Source organism: Colwellia sp. KS18-150 (genome assembly GCF_057551365.1).
This window is the reverse complement of sequence record NZ_BAAJMC010000002.1, coordinates 178,464-195,635: the sequence shown is the minus strand read 5'-3', so window position 1 is coordinate 195,635 and position 17,172 is coordinate 178,464. Positions and strand designations below refer to the sequence as shown.

Genomic DNA, 17,172 nt, shown 5'->3' with positions numbered 1-17,172 from the left:
GAAATTGCTAGGTCTTTGCAAATTGCTTATACCACTCAGTTTCACTGATCAAATCTTGTGTTGACTCGAGTTGATCAATAAAGGTTAAGCCATTTAAGTGATCTAATTCATGCTGGAATATTCGGGCGATAAATCCCGATAATTCTTTTCGCTGTTCAGTACCTTGTTGGTCAAAGTATCGAACAGTAATGTGGGTATGTCTCGGTACTAACCCACGCATGCTCGGTACACTTAAACAGCCCTCCCAGTCTTTCACTTTTTCATGAGAGCGAGACAGTATCTCAGGGTTAATAATTGCTGTTGGCTCCATTAAAGGCGCATCAGGGTAACGGGCATTAGGTTTAGAGCACATAATAAATAGGCGAAAACTTTGATGAATTTGTGGTGCGGCAATTCCAACGCCACCGGCTTCTGCTACTGCCAACATCATGGTATTGATAAGCTGCTGACATTCATCAGAGAGTATATTGGTAACATCAGCCGCTTTTTGTCTTAATACTTGGTTGCCTAACTGAGCAATGTCAGTAGTGTTATTTTTAGCTGGACTCATTGTCTGTTGTCTTTATAGTAACTTCGATATTTTTGTTGTTTCCAGCAAACCACTTTTGCACATAGATAGAGCCCAAAATTGGCGGCATCCCTTCCTCAGGTAATTCTTTATAACGGACACTATTTTTATTACTTTTTTCAAATTCAAATTTTATTACTTTTTCAGGCATATTTAGACTCACCAATCATCAATGTTTTGCCATTATTGTATAAGTGTCTATTGATAAATTCTAGTGTACACCTAACTTGGCTTGGCTATATTTAATTCAAATACATGTAGAAAAACTAAAAGATGAATTACGTTTATAAACGCTTGAATCGGTTAACTGCTCTAACTTTAAGCAAAAAAATCCATATCAAAGACTATTGATTGCAATACCAGCATAATTGCGTATTATGCGCGACTTTTAAAATGGTTTTCAGCTTGTCATGCAAGTGTTATTGGAAACATTCCTCGAATAGAGATTGTAAAGTTTAATGCGAAAGTTCTTATCTTCCCCTGTAGAAATGCCTTTATCTGTTGCTGAAAATCAGGTTTATCAAAACGCCCTAAAATACATCACCCCTTTAAGTTTAAATTTAATGGCGGTAAAAGTAGCGCACCGTCCAGATGACTTTTTAGGATGGTGTAGTGAACTTATCAGGCTATGTCGAGAAGGTATTAATAGAGATCTGCTAGATGAAGAGCAATTTTTACCGCTTAAGAAATTGCAAACGATACTTGAAACTGGCTTCACCATTAGCCAATTTAAAATGGCTCGTATTGCTCCTTGGCCAATATTTGTTGGCTTTATCGAGCAGCAAAATACATTACATGCTCTCGATGAAAGGCTACGTTTACTCGACTACATTGACTCTATTAAGCATAAACCTTTAGCTGATTTATTACCTGAAGACCGTCTCGTTTTTGCAGGTAAACATACTAGCCAACACGACTACAGTATTTATGATTTTGATAATGAATGGTTCGCAGGTACTAAAGGGGCAAAAGTATTCCACACTTTGCTTGCGCAAGTTCCGGAAAAGTTTGATGGTGCTTTAACGCATATTCCTTTAACTGGTGATGTGAGTTATGATCAATATCAAAAATTTGTTAGTGATTTTCAACAGATTTTTAAAGAAGACGATGCTAGTAGCAAGGCTCCTTTAGCCGCTGGTACACGCTTACTTGCAATGCGACGACCTGATCAGTTTATTGCCTTAACGAATAATAAAATTGACATTCTTTGCCAAGGGTTGTCGATTGCTAAGTTTAATAATTGTGATTTTTCATCCTACTGGCACGATATGATAGGTACATTACGGACCTTTTCTTGGTGGCACCAAGAAGCGCCAGAAATAGAAAATGAGGCTAAGGCTGAGGCGGATGATAGTACTGAGAGTTATACAGAGAAAGCGATTCAAGGCTCTGAAAATCGAGAATATACATTGTGGAAGAATAGGGCAGTGCTTATTGATTTATTTTTATACGCGGATGTTGAATTAGCTCAAAATTCAAATTACATCCGTTTGCGTGATAAAGCACAAAATAAAGTCAGAGCTAAGTCCACTGTCATTGCGAAAAAGCGCACAAAAGAATCTGCAGAGATGTTAGTAGATAAAGCGTTAATGTCGGACGAACTACCTGAATATATGCTCAGTAAGCGTGACTCTATCGTAAACCAAGTTAAAAATGGCAAAAGTGTCGAACAAGTGATTGGATTGATGCGAGCTATTTTTGGTTAATAACTATTGTTTAATAGTTGTGCTTATTTACATAAAATGAAAGCCGCATTAGCGGCTTTCATTTTGTTTCTTTCATTTAATTAAAAACGTTTATTTCTAACTCTAAGTCCAAGTAAAGCTAATGAAAAAATTGCTAATGTTGTAGGCTCTGGGATTGAATTTGCTGAACTCCAGTTTTGAATCTGTGCAAATTCAGTGTTACTAATATCAGCCGTTACGCTTCTGAATAAATCAGATGTTGTATCGCTAATATTAGCAGCAAGGTCTATACCGTCTTGGTTAATACCTTCTATACCTACAAAAAACATTAAAGAAGCTGTTTGGCCAGCTAATAAATTAAAATCAAATAACGCAGAAAAACCTTGCTCTCCAGCAGCGCCAAATGTGTTAGACAAATCTGTTAAAAAAGTGGCGCTTGCAGATAAAGAGTTTCCATCGCCAAATACCCAAGAGTTTACTTCGTTATCTGTACCAGAATTACTATCTGCTGTCACAACCCAATTATCATCTGTGGTTGCTGATAAATCACCACTACTTGTTGCAATTGTTTCTTGGTTACCATCATTACCTGTGTTGTTTTGCCATGATATGTTGGCTGATTCTGTAGCCATTCCTGTATTGGTTACCGTAACAATTTGACGCATTACCGGGCCAAAAGAGGTAAACTCAACGTACATATCTAAGGTGCCAAAGGTTACTGTATCTAGAGCTAAAGAAGTACCATCCCAGTCCCCTCCATTTACACCATAGGAATTACCGTTTAATGCAACTCCCATAGCATCATCAAAATGATCGCCGCCGCCGCCAGCGCCTTGTGAAGTTGCATCTGTAAAGCAGGTGTACCCTCCACCACAGTCACTTAAAAGATCACTGTAATTTACATCAGAATTGTCAAAAATATCTGAATTTGAAAGGGTAATTGGTGCTGCTTGAGTAAATGATGCACATACTGCAATACATGAAGGGAGTAAATATTTAACTAATTTCATTTTATGTTCCTTGTAAATGGTGAACTCACCATGAAGCAAAAAGTAAGCCAGGTTGCAAAACTTATTAATTATCAGCTATTTGAGTTGTTTTGTGTTGAGTCTGTTTGTTTTATGTTAAAAGATTGTAAAGAATACAGACACAGGAGTATGAACAGTGAACTTACTATTAGCTTTTGTCTGTATTTATTGACCAATATTTAGTGGTAGATGGAGATTAACATTCAATGAATGGTCGTGATGTTAGTAGATAAAGCGTTAATTTTTAAATGATATGAGAGCTTATTTGATGCGCGGATAGAATATCGTTAATTTCTACTGGTGGAGTTTGATCAGTAAATAAATGATCTATTTGAGCAATGTTGGCTTGTTTGACCATGGCATTTCGACCAAATTTAGAGTGATCAGCCGCCAGTAGTACATTTGCAGAGTTATTGATTATAGCTTGCGCTACTTTCACTTCTCTAAAATCAAAATCAACTAACGCACCATCTAAGCTAATACCACTGATACCAATTATGCCAAAATCCATTTGAAACTGGCTAATAAAATCACAAGTGGCTTCGCCAATAATACCGCCATCTTTATGGCGAACTTCGCCTGCGGCAACAATAACGGTAAAATCTTCTTTAACAGATAAAATAGTGGCCACATGGATATTGTTGGTGACTACATTGAGGTCTTTGTGATTAAGTAATGCACGAGCCACTGTTTCTGTGGTGGTGCCAATGTTGATAAAAAGTGAAGCGCCATTTGGGATCATTTTAACCAGCTCTTCAGCAATTTTTTCTTTAGCGTCTAAATTAAGTATCTTTCTTGATTGATATGAAGTGTTTTCAGCATTCGACAAGCCTTCAGCGCCACCATGATGCCTAACAATCTGCCCAATCTTTGATAAATGATTTAAATCTCGACGAATCGTTTGAGGTGTCACTTTAAAATGCTCTACTAGCTCGTCTATAGCAATAAAGCCTTTATTTTGTAATAAGGTAACTAGCTCAGATTGTCGTAAGTTTTGTGGCATTGTGCGTCTCAAGTATTATCAATGAAAAATGCTAGGGTCTGTTGACCTTTCAGTTTATTACTCTGTTGCGCTTGAAAATGAGGTTAATCGAGGCGCTTAAAGTAATTTTGGAAAATTATTACATAAGAACTGATATACTCATAATTACATCTTATATAAGTTACTTGTATTGTCGGTGAGTATAATATTGCCAACTTAATAGCATTTATACATTATCGAGTAGATTTTTTTAATTCAGTTAATTGTGAGTTTATGACTAAATATATTTTATCAATTGATCAAGGGACCACGAGCTCCCGTGCAATTCTTTTTACTCTTGCTGGTAAAGTTTATGCCAGTGCTCAAGAAGAGTTTGAACAGCATTTTCCCAAAGATGGCTGGGTTGAACATGATCCTAATGATATTTGGGGCTCTGTGTTGGCTACATGCCAACGCGTTTTAAAAGACAATGATATTGCCGCGTCACAAATTTGTGCCATTGGAGTTACCAATCAACGTGAAACAACACTCGTTTGGGATAGAATAACCGGAAAGCCTGTCTATAAGGCTATTGTTTGGCAAGATCGTCGAACAGCAGATTTTTGTAAGTCTATTTCTTCCCCCCATATTGAACAACTAATTAACGATAAAACTGGCTTATTATTAGATCCTTACTTTTCTGCCACTAAAATACGTTGGATATTAGAAAATGTACCAGATGCTAAAGCAAAAGCTGATAAAGGAGAGCTTGCCTTTGGAACGGTCGATAGCTTTTTAATGTGGCATTTAACAGGCGGTAAAGTACATCGCACAGATGCAACGAACGCTTCTCGCACCATGTTATTTAATATCCATGAGCAATGCTGGGATGATGAATTGCTGAGTGTATTTTCTGTTCCTCACTCTATGTTACCTGAGGTGATGGACTCAGCAGCAGATTTTGGTTTAACTGAAAAATCATTACTGGGAGATGCGCTTCCTATTTTAGGCGTTGCTGGCGATCAACAAGCGGCGCTCTTTGGTCAAGCTTGTCTTGAGCCCGGAATGGCCAAAAGCACATACGGCACTGGTTGCTTTTTAATGCTCAATACTGGCAGTAAGCCATTAAAGTCTAATAATAAATTACTAACTACAGTGGCTTATCGACTAAATGGTAAAGTTACTTATGCTATTGAAGGTAGTATCTTCATGGCGGGGGCAACTATTCAGTGGCTTCGTGATGGGTTAAAACTTATCAATTGTGCCAGTGATACAGAGTCTATTGCCGAAAAAATGCCTTTAGATCATGGGGTATTTTTAGTGCCCGCTTTTACTGGTTTAGGTGCTCCTTATTGGGATCCTAATGCGCGCGGCGCTATTTTAGGGTTAACGCGTGACTCTGGAATAAACGAAATAATCACAGCAGGTATACAATCGGTATGTTATCAAACGAAAGACCTGCAAAAGGCGATGGAAAGTGATGGCTTAAGACCAATAACCCTTCGAGTTGATGGTGGTATGGTAGCTAATAATTGGCTACTGAATTTTCTTGCGGATATTTTAGGGGCGACTGTTGAGCGCCCTGAAATAATAGAAACAACGGCGTTAGGTGTTGCCTATTTAGCTGGGTTACAAGCAGGAGTTTATCAGTCCACAGAAGAATTAGCCACTATGTGGAATTGTGATAAACGCTTCGAAGCCAAGTTAAGTAATGAAGTGAGAAATCAACTCTATGAAAAGTGGTTAGCCGCAGTGAAAAAAGTACAAAGTTAAAGAAAATTAACTTAGCCAAATATTAAAGCAATACCTGAGATAAATAATAAGGTAAATGCGAGCTTTTTCACGGCATCATTAGACCATAAAGAGTGATATTTCTTGGCAACTATAGTGGTTAAGATAACTATGGGGGCAGTGATTGCGCAAAGTAATAATAGTGAGTATTCAATTGGCTCAGTGCTGATAATGATGCTCACTCGTACTAACCCCGTTAAGGTGAATAAAGCTAATAGTGTTGCTCTGATCACGTCTTGATTTACGGGTTGCCGATACATAATGTAGGTGACGGGCGGTCCAAATGTTGCGTATATTCCCCCCATAAATCCAGATAGCAATCCGGTAAACATCAAAGTTGAATTTGAAGATTTTTGTTCACTATAGTGCGGCTTTAATAACATCATGACACTACTGCCAATGATAATGACACCCAGTAGTGTCTTTAATAATTGCCACTGCTCGTTACCTAAATAGCTTAATAACCAAACCCCTGCAATAGTGGCTGGTATACATGGCAAGATAATTTTAAATAGCACAGTTATATCTATGTGACTTTTTTGATTACCTCGCAAGCTAAAAAAACAGTTCACTAACCCTAAGATACTGATAATAAATGCGCTGCTCTCAATTGAACACAAGTTGAGTGCGGTCGCACCAGCCATAACAATTAAGCCAAAAGCAAAGCCCGTTGTGGCTTGGATATAACTGCCGAGTGCGATGAAAAACATCAGGAGTAATTCATTACTGTCAAATATCATAGAAACCAATCAGTAGTGTCTAAAACAGTTTCAACTCATGCTTTTTTTAAATAATTTTCTATTTTATTTAATCAATGAGAAGCAAGGTGTTGTGTCTTATATAAAACAGTAATGATAAATAGTATTGAGTTTTCCTTATTGATGTAAAACAAGTTTTAGCGGATGAGTTTAATACCATTCCATTTAAGAAAGTGATCGTTTAGCGAGAATTTAAAGGTTTAGAGGCAAGGCATTGATTGCAAATAATAGTTATTCTATTGTTAAAATCAATAACGCAGCATATAAGCCTTTAAAGCTCGCCCTTCGGGAACGTATGGGCATCATGATAAAGGCACAAAATTTGTTTGATGTAGAACAACTATATCTAAACATATTTTGTTTGTTCTCATATCGCCCATGTCGTTCTAAGTGGTCACTTCTTTAGATGGATTGGTATAATACCCGTTTCATTAATGAGCTGATCTATTTTATAGGTAGGAAAAATTGACAAATACAAGGTATTTTAGGCAAAAAAAAGCTGCCTTTCGACAGCTAATAAAACATGTATCAATAATGTTTAGAAGTTCATTCTAAATTGTGCACCGAAGTAACGGTCGGCATCTCTAGGTACTTGATAACGGAAACCATCACCACTGTAACTAGTAAAGTACTGTTCATCCGTTAAGTTCTTACCTATTAATGTGATGCGGTATTCATCATCGTTGAATGAGAACGCAACACTGGCATTTAATAAGCCGTAATCAGGTAATTGAACAGCAGGGCTAAATTCACCGGTGTTACTCGGTAAAGTAGCTACTTGCTCGTCAGTGTAGACATACGTTGCATTCCAGAAGATATCCATTGATGTTAACTCAGTAACATAATCTGCTGTAAGTGAGTATTTCAAGTCTGGAGAATAAGGTACGTCTAAACCAGAGCGATCTGTACACGCTTCACCAACAGGACAGTAGAACTCATCAATTTCGGCATCAATCTTAGCGAAACCACCTGATAAAGTTAAATCATCAGTCACTAACCAAGCAAAATCAAATTCAATACCTTGGGTTGAGACATTACCGGCATTAGTTAAACGAGTGATAGTAACGCCGCTAGAATCATCAAAGTTGTTGGCTTGGAAACCTTCAATTTCTGTTCTAAATATTGACGCGTTAAACATGAAGTCATGAGAAGCGAATTTATAACCTAGCTCATATGCATCAGACGTTTCTTCATCAATAGGTAAGGTGTCATTATCAGACATATTGTAGAAAACATTAAAGCCTGGGCCTTTATAACCTTGAGAGTAAGTACCGTATACCATACCTAAATCATCAAAGTCATACTGTGCGCCTAACTTAATTGAAGTGTTGGTATTGCTAGCACTACCGTCATAATCTGTATTAAGTGAAGCTTCACGAACACCGACACCTTTACGACCATATTGGTCATTGTTATAACGGTTGTGTGAATAGCTTATTTCATCATCAGTATATCTAAAGCCAAACAATAATCTAAAGTCATCAGAGATGTGATATTTACCATCAGCAAATAACGCCCAGTTTACAAATTCAGTTTTCATGTAGGCAGTAGCGCTAACAATATCATTGGCGTTACAGGTAATACCTTCACTGGCAATAAAATCTTCTATTTCTTGATCGGTTGGATCAGTAACACCTTGTTGCTCAAGGTAATAGCCAATATTATCATTTAACTGGCCATTGTTGTTTTGACAACTAGCGTCACGGGTAAAGTTACGATCAGAGTCCATTTTCCAGAAAAAGGCACCCGCTTGCCAATCAAGCGCATCGCCAACAGGTGAGGCTATTCTGACTTCTTGTGAAAATTGGCGCCAAGTTTGTGGACCTACATCGTGTAATTGGAAAGGTACACCAAATACCGGCTCTGTTGAATCACCAGCAATAGAGGTAAAGTCACCTTCACGGTACTCAATGTTTTCCCATTCACGATAAGCGGTAATTGAGGTTAACGCGTAATCGCCTAAATCTTGATCCACCTGAATAGAGAAAGCAGTAGTGTTATCTTGAGTACGAGACTCAAAGTCATGATCGACTTTACGCTGATTTAAATCGAAATCGGCAACGCCATCAACAATACCATTACTGTTTGGCGCAGCTTCTGAATCAGGGTTACGACCACTAGGTAAACCTTCAATATCAGCACAACAATCATCATTTGATTCAGCGCTTTCAAAGATGAATAACACTTGCGTATCATCAGAGGCTTCGTAATCTAACATGGCACGAAAGCCTTGCTTGTCATAGCCGTTTACATTTTCATTATTGTAAACGTTATATAAGTTACCGTCATAAGCTGACTGTGTAACAACTATGCTACCGGCAGCTTTATCAGAGATTTCACCCTGAATTTTACCACGTAAGCGATATTCATTACCTTGGAACATGGTTGCTTCAATCATACCTTCGGTATCGCCGTGTGGTCTTTTGGTGGTGATATTCACCACACCAGCAGAGGCATTTTTACCGAATAAAGTTCCTTGTGGTCCACGTAAAACTTCAACGCGCTCTAAGTCATAAAGATCGGTAAATGCTTGTCCAGAACGACCTAATACCACACCATCAACAACGGTGGAAACACTTGGCTCAGCAGCAACACTAAATGAAATAGTACCAATACCACGTACAGTGATTGCTGAGTTACGGCTTGTAGTACCTTTCTTAAAGCTTACTGAAGGAACTAAGCTTTGTAAGCCTTCAAAGCTACCTGTAAAAGCGTTATCAATTTGATCACTGCTTATAACAGAAACGGCGACCGGAATCTCTGAAAGACTTTCCGTACGCTTTTGTGCGGTGACTGTAATTTTTTCAAGACCATCATCTTTAACTTCGGCCTCTTGTGCAGTTGCAGTATTTGCGAATGATGTTATTGCCAATGACGACACTATTGCTAGTGAGAGTTTACTTCGTTTTATTGACATATTTCCCCCGTACATGTGGTTATGTTGTTATGTTAATGTTTTTATATTTTTCTTTAGTATTCAACATAAAGTTAAACTTCAGTCGATACCATCACTTGTTGTTATGTATTCTTTATGTATTCACTTTAGTCGATAAAAAATGAATACCATTAGAATTTTTTATTTTAACTTTAGGGTTGTAGAAAATAACGACAGCCCAGATTTACAATACACATATGACCATTATATTACAACTAATATCTTATATAAGACACATGTCTTTATTTAGTTCAAGTAAAACAATATGTTATTTGTTGTTTAGAGGTCGGGTTACCTGTCTTATGCATACGGAATTCGATTTCAACTGTCGAATATGGTCATCCAATATGGTTAGCTTCTTCTAAATCATGCTCGTATTTCTTTTTCCACACTTCTAGTGACATGAAGCATAAGATGATATTTACCACCATAATGGCAAAGATTATTGCCCAAAATGAAGGGCTTAAACCGTTTACTAATCCAATAGGAGAAAACAGTACATATAACATCACAATGCAGGCGACTAAGTTAATAGCCACTGGCAATGCATATTTCCATGGGGTTAAATTGACTAGGTTACTTTTGGTGTATATTTGATGACTGACACGAGGGTAGAACTTACCAATAGTTAACATAATAGCGGTTTCTACAGTAAATAATATGGCGTAAATATGGATAAAATTAACGTCGATATCAATGATGAATTTTAATAAAGCATAAGTGATGACATGGAAAACAATTACCACTTTTGCTGCAACCGCTGGTACATGAGAAGTGAAAAAACCGACTAAGACGATAGTAATTACAGGAATATTATAAAAACCGGTAAAAATACGGATTATTTGCCATAGCCCTTCAGGGGCAAACATCAATATAGGCGCAACAATAAATGAGAATAAGGCAATAACTACACTGGCAATTTTGGCCACCTTAATCAGCTCTTTATCAGACACTTTATCTTTTTTCATTGGCATGTATATGTCTAAACAAAACAAAGTGGCAGCACTATTAAGTAAAGAGTTAAATGAGCTGAACACCGTACCTAGTAATACGGCTAAGAAAAAACCAGACAAATATACTGGTAGTACATCTTTAACTAGCATAGGGTAAGCTAAATCAAATGAAGGTAAGCTATCACCTTGATATAAATGAAACGCAATAATGCCTGGTAGCATCATTAGAAAAGGGATTAATAATTTAAAGTAACCTGAAAGTAAGACACCTTTTTGGCCTTCGGCTAAATTTTTAGCTCCTAGCGTACGCTGAATAACATATTGATTGGTACACCAATAGAATAAATTAGCGAAAATCATGCCGGTAAAAATGGTACCAAATGGCACGGGATCATCGGGTGCACCGATGGCATTCAATTTTTCAGTATGTGTGGTCATAACGGTATCAATACCCGCCATAATATCGCCACCACCGAGTAACGAAAAACCTAACACAGGTACTAAAATACCTATTATTAACAAACCGGCTCCATTTAATGTATCAGATACAGCAACCGCTTTAAGACCACCAAAAATAGCGTAAAGTGCACCAATACTACCGACAGAAACGATGGTGATTACTAAGGCTAGTTCATAATTAACATTGAGTAAGGTCGGAATATCAAAAAGCATTAATACGGCGACAGAGCCAGAATACAGAATTGAAGGAATAGTGACTAAGCCATAACCCACCATGAAAAGTACGACAGTCATGCGCCTGACGGAATCATCAAAACGAGACTTCAAAAATTCAGGTAGGGTGGTGAAAGCCCCTGAAAGGTAACGTGGTAAAAAAACTAACGCCATAATAATGGTGGCGATACCCGCAGTTACTTCCCATGCCATGGCGCTTAAGTTGTACATATAAGCAGAGCCATTAAGGCCTATCAATTGCTCTGCAGAAAGGTTAGTTAATAGCATTGAGCCAGCGATAAAAGTACCGGTTAGGCCACGGCCTGCTAGAAAGTAACCATCCTTGGAGTCGACTTCGCCTTTAGTTTTGCTATAGGAATACCATGCGACCAGCCCCATAAAAAAAATACAAGATAATAAGGTGGTAATCAGTTGCTCTATTGGCATGTAATCAGGCTCCGTCGTTCTTAAAGTATAGCTTTATTTTAATTATTATTGTGCTGGCCAGTAGCCAGTAATGTTTTCAATATTGTCTAATTGCTCGGTGTGCTCAACACTTTCACCCAGTGGAATTTGTATACCAACTCTGACAAATACCGCCTGCTCATCAAGTTTAAGAGTAAGTTTATGAACTTGTCCTCCTTCAAACTCTTTGTCATCTTCAAATAAGCGCCATTGACCTTTTGGTAAGTAGAATTCAACATGACCGCCCGGTTGAAGGCAAGGAACAATCAATAAATCATCACCAAACATATATTGATCTTCAAAATGCCATGCCGCTCTATCCTCAGGGAAGGCTAACACCATGGCTCTTTGTACCGGTAACGCAGTTTCACTAGCTTGTAGCATGGTTCTTTTCAGGTAAGGTAAAAGTTTATAACGCAGCTTTAACGCTTTATTCGCGGCTAACTCAGCTTCTTCACCATAACTCCATGGTTCTCTTTGACCTATACCATGTAATCTCATGTGTGCTGAAAAGACACTACTTTGGATCCAACGGACAAAGAGTTCGGCATCACGGGTATCTTTATAAAAACCGCCAACGTCGGTAGCATAAAATGGCGCCCCTGAAAGTCCCCAAGAAAGTCCACCGCGTAAACTTGCCGCTAAACCGCCCCAATCAGCTTGTGGATCGCCACCCCATTGAGCAGGGTAACATTGTGAGCCTGTCCAACTTGAACGGCTAAATAAGAAAGGACCATTTTTGCTGTATAGCTTTGCTGCTTCGTAAACACAGCGGTTATAAAGTAAGGTATAAACATTATGTAAAGATGAACCACTTTCGCCATTTGAAGCGACCATGTTTTCATCTTCTATTTGCTCGCCAAAGTCTGCTTTGATCATATCTACGCCGATATCAAACAAAGGTTTATGGCTATCACGCCAAAATAGATAAGCATCTGGGTGGGTAAAATCTAAAATGCCTGATTTTGGTAAAGGGGTGAGTACTTCACCAAAGGCGCTCATGTCCCAATCATATTGGAATGCTTCGCCAGTACGTTTATCTTTTATTAACCAACCTTTCTCAGCGAGCTCTTTAAACAGCGGATTCTCCACTGAGATCATGGGATATTCCCAGATACAAATTTTAAAGTTCATTGCTTTTAGTTTGGCTAAAACAGCGGCAGGATCTTTATAGCGAGTTTTATCCCACTCAAAGGCAAAGCGAGTGTCAGTATCTTGCCATGCTCTACCATCTAGGGTGATGACATCACAAGGCATTTTATTTTCACGAACCGCTTCGGCAGTGGCCATTAGCTCATCAACATCTTTATAGTAAGCTTTAGATAAAATAACGCCTAAGCTCCAATCTGGCGGTGTTGGTGCTTTACCAGTGAGTTCGGTATAAGCGTTTAACATGTTAGCGCCATTGTCTTCTTTTAAAAGAAACAGATCTAAAACATCATCTTCAACAAGTAAACCATAAGCACGTTGTGACCACGGTGCGTAACCAACACTATGGGTAACAGGTGATGGCGTATGGACAAAAACTCCCCAACCCTGCGGACTCCATGCAAAAGGCGTGTTTTTATAAGATATTTCTGCATTTACCCCTAAGGCATCATGGTTAAAAGAGCGGATAAATTGTCCACGTTTGTCTAATTTCCCCCATTTTTCACCAAGGCCATAAACAGGCTCACTTGAGCCTAGCTCAAATGACATTAACCAACCTTCGGAAATTTTTGCCAAAGGTGGTAGTCGATATTGCCTAACAAAATGGCCATCATTGGGGCTGGCTTGAATGAGTTCTTCACCTTCATATAACTTGAAACTAAATGGATTATGTGTGACGACTAATCGAAACTTCTCGCTGTTAATAATGCTAGTATTCTCAGCTGACTCTAGGGTTATCGCTTGCGCTTTTGGGCTTACCTTTAACATGCGATAATCAAATACTCTCGGTTTACCTATTTGAAATCTAACCCCATTAGTAAGCATCGAAATATTAATAACACCATGCTCAGTCGTTAATAAAACGGTGTTATCTGAGGAGAGTTGAGCATCGCCCGTAATTGAAAGTTGGGGAATATCGTTCCAGTTAGGTGTAGAGACTGAAAGTGAGGACATGTACAAACTCCATTGAGTGCTAAAAATTTAAAATGCTATCTTATATAAGACTTAAGGTACTAACTTTATCAGCGTACTGTCAATCATTTATTAGTATAAAGGTTTGGACAAAAGTCTTATCTTGGAAAGTTTAATTTGCATGAAGTCACTAAAATTAACGCATGTAGATTGTAAATATAGTTAATCCGATTAGTATAATAACCAGTAGCTTAATGTTTATTATCTTGCATTCTGTTGCTCAGTAGCGTATCTATGTTGTTATTGGATTAATGAACATTTTTCTTTTTAAAGAAGAGTACCTGAACAGTAAAATGAATAATACAAAATTTCATAGTAAGTTAAGTGCTAGTAGCCCAGCCTATTTGCCTTTATATAAGCAAGTTGAAGAATATGTTAAACAATTAATTGTTGAACAACGTTGGAAGGTAGGTGAAATTCTCCCTAATGAATTTCAGCTGGCGGAAGAATTTAATGTAAGCCAAGGAACCGTTCGAAAAGCGTTAAGTGCGCTAACCGACGCTAAGATTTTATATCGTAGGCAAGGGGTAGGAACGTTTGTATCTGAGCATACAGGCCAACAAGCGCTATATCGTTTTTTTCCCATAGTAGCTGATGGTAAAAAACCTGAATTGCCAATGTCTGAAACCATTTCACGTAAAGCTGAAGTGGCTCAAGGTGAAGTGCTAGAGAACTTACAACTGAAGAAGGGTGAAAAAGTCATAGTTTTATCACGCCGTCGTAAAATTGATGACGAACTGTGTATTTTAGAAGACATTTACTTACCTGAAAAATACTTTGCCGGCATGATGGAAGAATCAGAAATACCGCATACCCTTTATCATTTTTATCAAACCAACTATCAGCATACGGTGCAGGATATTTCCGATTGCATTAAAGCAATACTACCGACAAAAGAAGATGCAAAATCATTAGGTATCAAGCCTACAGAGCCTCTATTACAGTTCACGCGCTTAGCTAAATCGTTAACGGGTCAATTGATTGAATATCGACAAACTCGTTGTCGTTCAGATAATTACCATTATTTAGTTAAGTTTGATTGATGTTGAAAATAGTTGATTAAAAAAAGCCTTCATTTTATGAAGGCTTTTTTTTTATAAATATCTCAATCTTATTGTTCATATAATTCTGCTCGATACACATCAGCCTCTGCTGAGTGTTGATTAACTAAATTAAATTTAATCTCAAGAATCACATTGACAAAACTTGTGTCTTATATAAGATATAAAAATAGAATTTTACAATTTATTTAATGATGAGGTTTACAATGGCTGAACGTAACATTCCCCCAGTTGGTTTAGGGTTATGGAAAATATCCAAAGAGCAGTGTGCAGATGTTGTCTATAACGCGATCAAAATAGGATATCGCCATTTAGACAGTGCTTGTGATTATGGTAATGAAATAGAAGTGGGTCAGGGGATTGCAAAAGCGATCAGTGAAGGTTTATGTAAACGCGAAGACCTTTGGGTAACCTCTAAGCTTTGGAATACTTACCATAAAAAAGAGCACGTTAAGTTAGCGCTTGAGAAAAGTTTGAAAGATCTTAATCTAGATTACCTTGACTCATACTTGATTCATTTTCCGATTGCACAACCTTTCGTGCCTTTTGAAGAGAGATACCCACCTGAATGGTTATTTGATACAACAGCAGAAGACGCTGCTATGTTAATAGAGCCGGTACCATTGCATGAAACATGGCAAGCGATGGAGTCTTTAGTTGAAGCGGGATTAGTGAAAGAAATTGGTGTTTGTAATTACAGCTCTGGCTTGCTTAATGATTTGATGGCATACGCCAAGATCAAACCTGCAGCATTACAAATAGAATCACACCCTTATTTAACACAAGAAAAGCTTATTCGTTTAGCAAAAAGTTATGGTATTGCCGTTACTACGTTTTCTCCTTTAGGAGCATTGTCGTACCTAGAGCTACAAATGGCTGATGCACTTGAATCAGTATTAACTCAAAGTGTGGTATTAGCGGCAGCAGAGCGTTTAGATAAAACGCCTGCGCAAATTGTTCTACGTTGGGGGGTACAACGTGGTTGTGCCATTATTCCTAAAAGCACCAAGTTGGAAAGACTAAAAGAAAATATTGCTATCTTTGATTTTGAATTATCGTCTCAAGAAATGGATGCTATCTCAGCGCTGAATCAAAATAGAAGATTTAATGATCCGGGTGAATTTTGCGAAGCGGCATTTAATAAATTTTACCCCATTTATGATTAGGAGATAAAGGAATGCCCTATATTAGTAACATGATCGCTGATTTAAAATTTGATAAAAGTGAATTCCCTACCATTATTGTCAATGATGGTAGCATTAGCACTGTTGAGCAAGCGACGGCATTTGTAAAAACCAATATTGACGCTTTAGAAAAAGAGCTGTTTTGTACGGGAGCCTTACTTTTTAGAGGTTTTCCAATAACAAGTGCTCAAACATATGATGAGTTTTTCTCATCATTTGGCTATCCAAACTTTACTTATAAAGAGTCTTTATCAAACGCGGTTCGCATTAATCATACCGAATATGTTTTTACTGCCAATGAAGCACCAAAACATGTCGAAATATATCTGCATAATGAAATGGCTCAAACGCCTATTTATCCGGCTAAAATCTCATTGTTTTGTGAGCAAGCAGCAGATAAAGGCGGTGAAACTGCTATTTGTCGCTCTGATTTTATTTACCAAAACTTGATGAAAGTTGAGCCTGAGCTAACCAATAAGCTTGAAGAAGTTGGCGTTAAATATACAACATTAATGCCCGCTGAAGATAAACCTGAATCAGGGCAAGGCCGTAGTTGGCGCAGTACTTTAACGGTTGAAAACGTTGCTCAAGCAGAAGAGAAATTGACAGCCCTAGGCTATTCGTGGCAATGGTTAGAAGATGGCTCATTAAAAGCACAAACCGCAGCTTTACCGGCTATCAAAACTTTGTCGGATGGCCGTAAAGTATTTTTCAACCAGATTATTGCTGCCTTTATGGGCTGGTCAGGCGTGAGAGACAACCCTACCTCTGCACTGTGTTATGGTGATGACAGTCACTTTACTAAAGCATATTTAGAAACAATTGCTGCAGAAGCCGAGCAGGTAACATATGATATTGCTTGGCAAGATGGCGATGTTGCTATTGTTGATAATAATATCGCTAAACATGGTCGTCGCCCTTTTGAGGGAGAACGAAAACGAAAAGTACTTGTTGTACTTGGCGCCTCAGGTAAAAAATAATCAAGAGAAG

General features: G+C 38.0%; 13 protein-coding genes. 5 read left to right on the top strand and 8 right to left on the bottom strand.

What is annotated here, in order from left to right:
* Nucleotides 1-7: 7 nt before the first annotated feature.
* Nucleotides 8-550 carry a peptide deformylase gene (gene def, locus AC27IF_RS04185; protein WP_487052478.1) on the bottom strand — a complete coding sequence of 181 codons (543 nt, stop codon included), beginning with the start codon at nucleotides 548-550 and terminating at the stop codon, nucleotides 8-10.
* Complete coding sequence (locus AC27IF_RS04180) at nucleotides 537-719, bottom strand: hypothetical protein (RefSeq protein WP_487052477.1); 183 nt, start codon at nucleotides 717-719, stop codon at nucleotides 537-539. The genes def and AC27IF_RS04180 overlap by 14 nt, the downstream gene beginning before the upstream one ends.
* Nucleotides 720-1,026: 307 nt before the next feature.
* On the opposite strand from AC27IF_RS04180, the gene AC27IF_RS04175 reads away from it, so the two are divergent.
* Entirely contained in the window at nucleotides 1,027-2,274 is a 1,248-nt protein-coding gene (locus AC27IF_RS04175; RefSeq protein WP_487052476.1) for a hypothetical protein, read from the top strand.
* 80 nt (nucleotides 2,275-2,354) lie between these two features.
* Here the strand turns inward: AC27IF_RS04175 and AC27IF_RS04170 are convergent, their stop codons facing one another.
* Together AC27IF_RS04170 and AC27IF_RS04165 are read right to left on the bottom strand one after the other, a co-directional pair.
* Nucleotides 2,355-3,263, bottom strand: coding sequence for a PEP-CTERM sorting domain-containing protein (locus tag AC27IF_RS04170; RefSeq protein ID WP_487052475.1), 909 nt, complete (start codon nucleotides 3,261-3,263; stop codon nucleotides 2,355-2,357).
* A 262-nt stretch (nucleotides 3,264-3,525) separates the two neighbouring features.
* A complete protein-coding gene (locus AC27IF_RS04165) occupies nucleotides 3,526-4,284 on the bottom strand; it encodes a DeoR/GlpR family transcriptional regulator (RefSeq protein WP_487052474.1) in 759 nt (252 codons plus the stop codon).
* 252 nt (nucleotides 4,285-4,536) lie between these two features.
* Here AC27IF_RS04165 and glpK point away from each other — a divergent pair, with 252 nt between their 5' ends.
* A complete protein-coding gene (gene glpK, locus AC27IF_RS04160; protein WP_487052473.1) occupies nucleotides 4,537-6,015 on the top strand; it encodes a glycerol kinase GlpK in 1,479 nt (492 codons plus the stop codon).
* A gap of 11 nt (nucleotides 6,016-6,026) precedes the next feature.
* Here the strand turns inward: glpK and AC27IF_RS04155 are convergent, their stop codons facing one another.
* From AC27IF_RS04155 to AC27IF_RS04140, 4 genes are all read right to left on the bottom strand, one after another.
* On the bottom strand, nucleotides 6,027-6,773 hold the full coding sequence (locus AC27IF_RS04155; protein WP_487052472.1) for a sulfite exporter TauE/SafE family protein: 747 nt from the start codon (nucleotides 6,771-6,773) through the stop codon (nucleotides 6,027-6,029).
* 556 nt (nucleotides 6,774-7,329) lie between these two features.
* Entirely contained in the window at nucleotides 7,330-9,708 is a 2,379-nt protein-coding gene (locus AC27IF_RS04150) for a TonB-dependent receptor (RefSeq protein ID WP_487052471.1), read from the bottom strand.
* Nucleotides 9,709-10,064: 356 nt separating this feature from the next.
* On the bottom strand, nucleotides 10,065-11,798 hold the full coding sequence (locus tag AC27IF_RS04145; RefSeq protein ID WP_487052470.1) for a solute:sodium symporter family transporter: 1,734 nt from the start codon (nucleotides 11,796-11,798) through the stop codon (nucleotides 10,065-10,067).
* 45 nt (nucleotides 11,799-11,843) lie between these two features.
* Nucleotides 11,844-13,919, bottom strand: a complete 2,076-nt coding sequence (locus AC27IF_RS04140) for a glycoside hydrolase family 31 protein (protein WP_487052469.1) — start codon at nucleotides 13,917-13,919, stop codon at nucleotides 11,844-11,846.
* A gap of 311 nt (nucleotides 13,920-14,230) precedes the next feature.
* Here AC27IF_RS04140 and AC27IF_RS04135 point away from each other — a divergent pair, with 311 nt between their 5' ends.
* The 3 genes from AC27IF_RS04135 (at nucleotide 14,231) to AC27IF_RS04125 (ending at nucleotide 17,162) form a co-directional block, all read left to right on the top strand.
* Nucleotides 14,231-14,980, top strand: coding sequence for a GntR family transcriptional regulator (locus AC27IF_RS04135; RefSeq protein WP_487052468.1), 750 nt, complete (start codon nucleotides 14,231-14,233; stop codon nucleotides 14,978-14,980).
* A gap of 224 nt (nucleotides 14,981-15,204) precedes the next feature.
* Complete coding sequence (locus tag AC27IF_RS04130; protein ID WP_487052467.1) at nucleotides 15,205-16,164, top strand: aldo/keto reductase; 960 nt, start codon at nucleotides 15,205-15,207, stop codon at nucleotides 16,162-16,164.
* Between the two features lie 11 nt (nucleotides 16,165-16,175).
* Nucleotides 16,176-17,162 (top strand): TauD/TfdA family dioxygenase, encoded by a 987-nt coding sequence (locus AC27IF_RS04125; protein ID WP_487052466.1) that lies wholly within the window; start codon nucleotides 16,176-16,178, stop codon nucleotides 17,160-17,162.
* Nucleotides 17,163-17,172 lie beyond the last annotated feature (10 nt).

What these genes read in the sequence shown, in the direction of transcription:
- def (WP_487052478.1), bottom strand. Translation starts at nt 550, where the DNA reads ATGAGTCCAGCTAAAAATAACACTACTGACATTGCTCAGTTAGGCAAC.
- AC27IF_RS04170 (WP_487052475.1), bottom strand. Translation starts at nt 3,263, where the DNA reads ATGAAATTAGTTAAATATTTACTCCCTTCATGTATTGCAGTATGTGCA.
- glpK (WP_487052473.1), top strand. Translation starts at nt 4,537, where the DNA reads ATGACTAAATATATTTTATCAATTGATCAAGGGACCACGAGCTCCCGT.
- AC27IF_RS04150 (WP_487052471.1), bottom strand. Translation starts at nt 9,708, where the DNA reads ATGTCAATAAAACGAAGTAAACTCTCACTAGCAATAGTGTCGTCATTG.
- AC27IF_RS04165 (WP_487052474.1), bottom strand. Translation starts at nt 4,284, where the DNA reads ATGCCACAAAACTTACGACAATCTGAGCTAGTTACCTTATTACAAAAT.
- AC27IF_RS04135 (WP_487052468.1), top strand. Translation starts at nt 14,231, where the DNA reads ATGAATAATACAAAATTTCATAGTAAGTTAAGTGCTAGTAGCCCAGCC.
- AC27IF_RS04175 (WP_487052476.1), top strand. Translation starts at nt 1,027, where the DNA reads ATGCGAAAGTTCTTATCTTCCCCTGTAGAAATGCCTTTATCTGTTGCT.
- AC27IF_RS04140 (WP_487052469.1), bottom strand. Translation starts at nt 13,919, where the DNA reads ATGTCCTCACTTTCAGTCTCTACACCTAACTGGAACGATATTCCCCAA.
- AC27IF_RS04130 (WP_487052467.1), top strand. Translation starts at nt 15,205, where the DNA reads ATGGCTGAACGTAACATTCCCCCAGTTGGTTTAGGGTTATGGAAAATA.
- AC27IF_RS04145 (WP_487052470.1), bottom strand. Translation starts at nt 11,798, where the DNA reads ATGCCAATAGAGCAACTGATTACCACCTTATTATCTTGTATTTTTTTT.
- AC27IF_RS04180 (WP_487052477.1), bottom strand. Translation starts at nt 719, where the DNA reads ATGCCTGAAAAAGTAATAAAATTTGAATTTGAAAAAAGTAATAAAAAT.
- AC27IF_RS04155 (WP_487052472.1), bottom strand. Translation starts at nt 6,773, where the DNA reads ATGATATTTGACAGTAATGAATTACTCCTGATGTTTTTCATCGCACTC.
- AC27IF_RS04125 (WP_487052466.1), top strand. Translation starts at nt 16,176, where the DNA reads ATGCCCTATATTAGTAACATGATCGCTGATTTAAAATTTGATAAAAGT.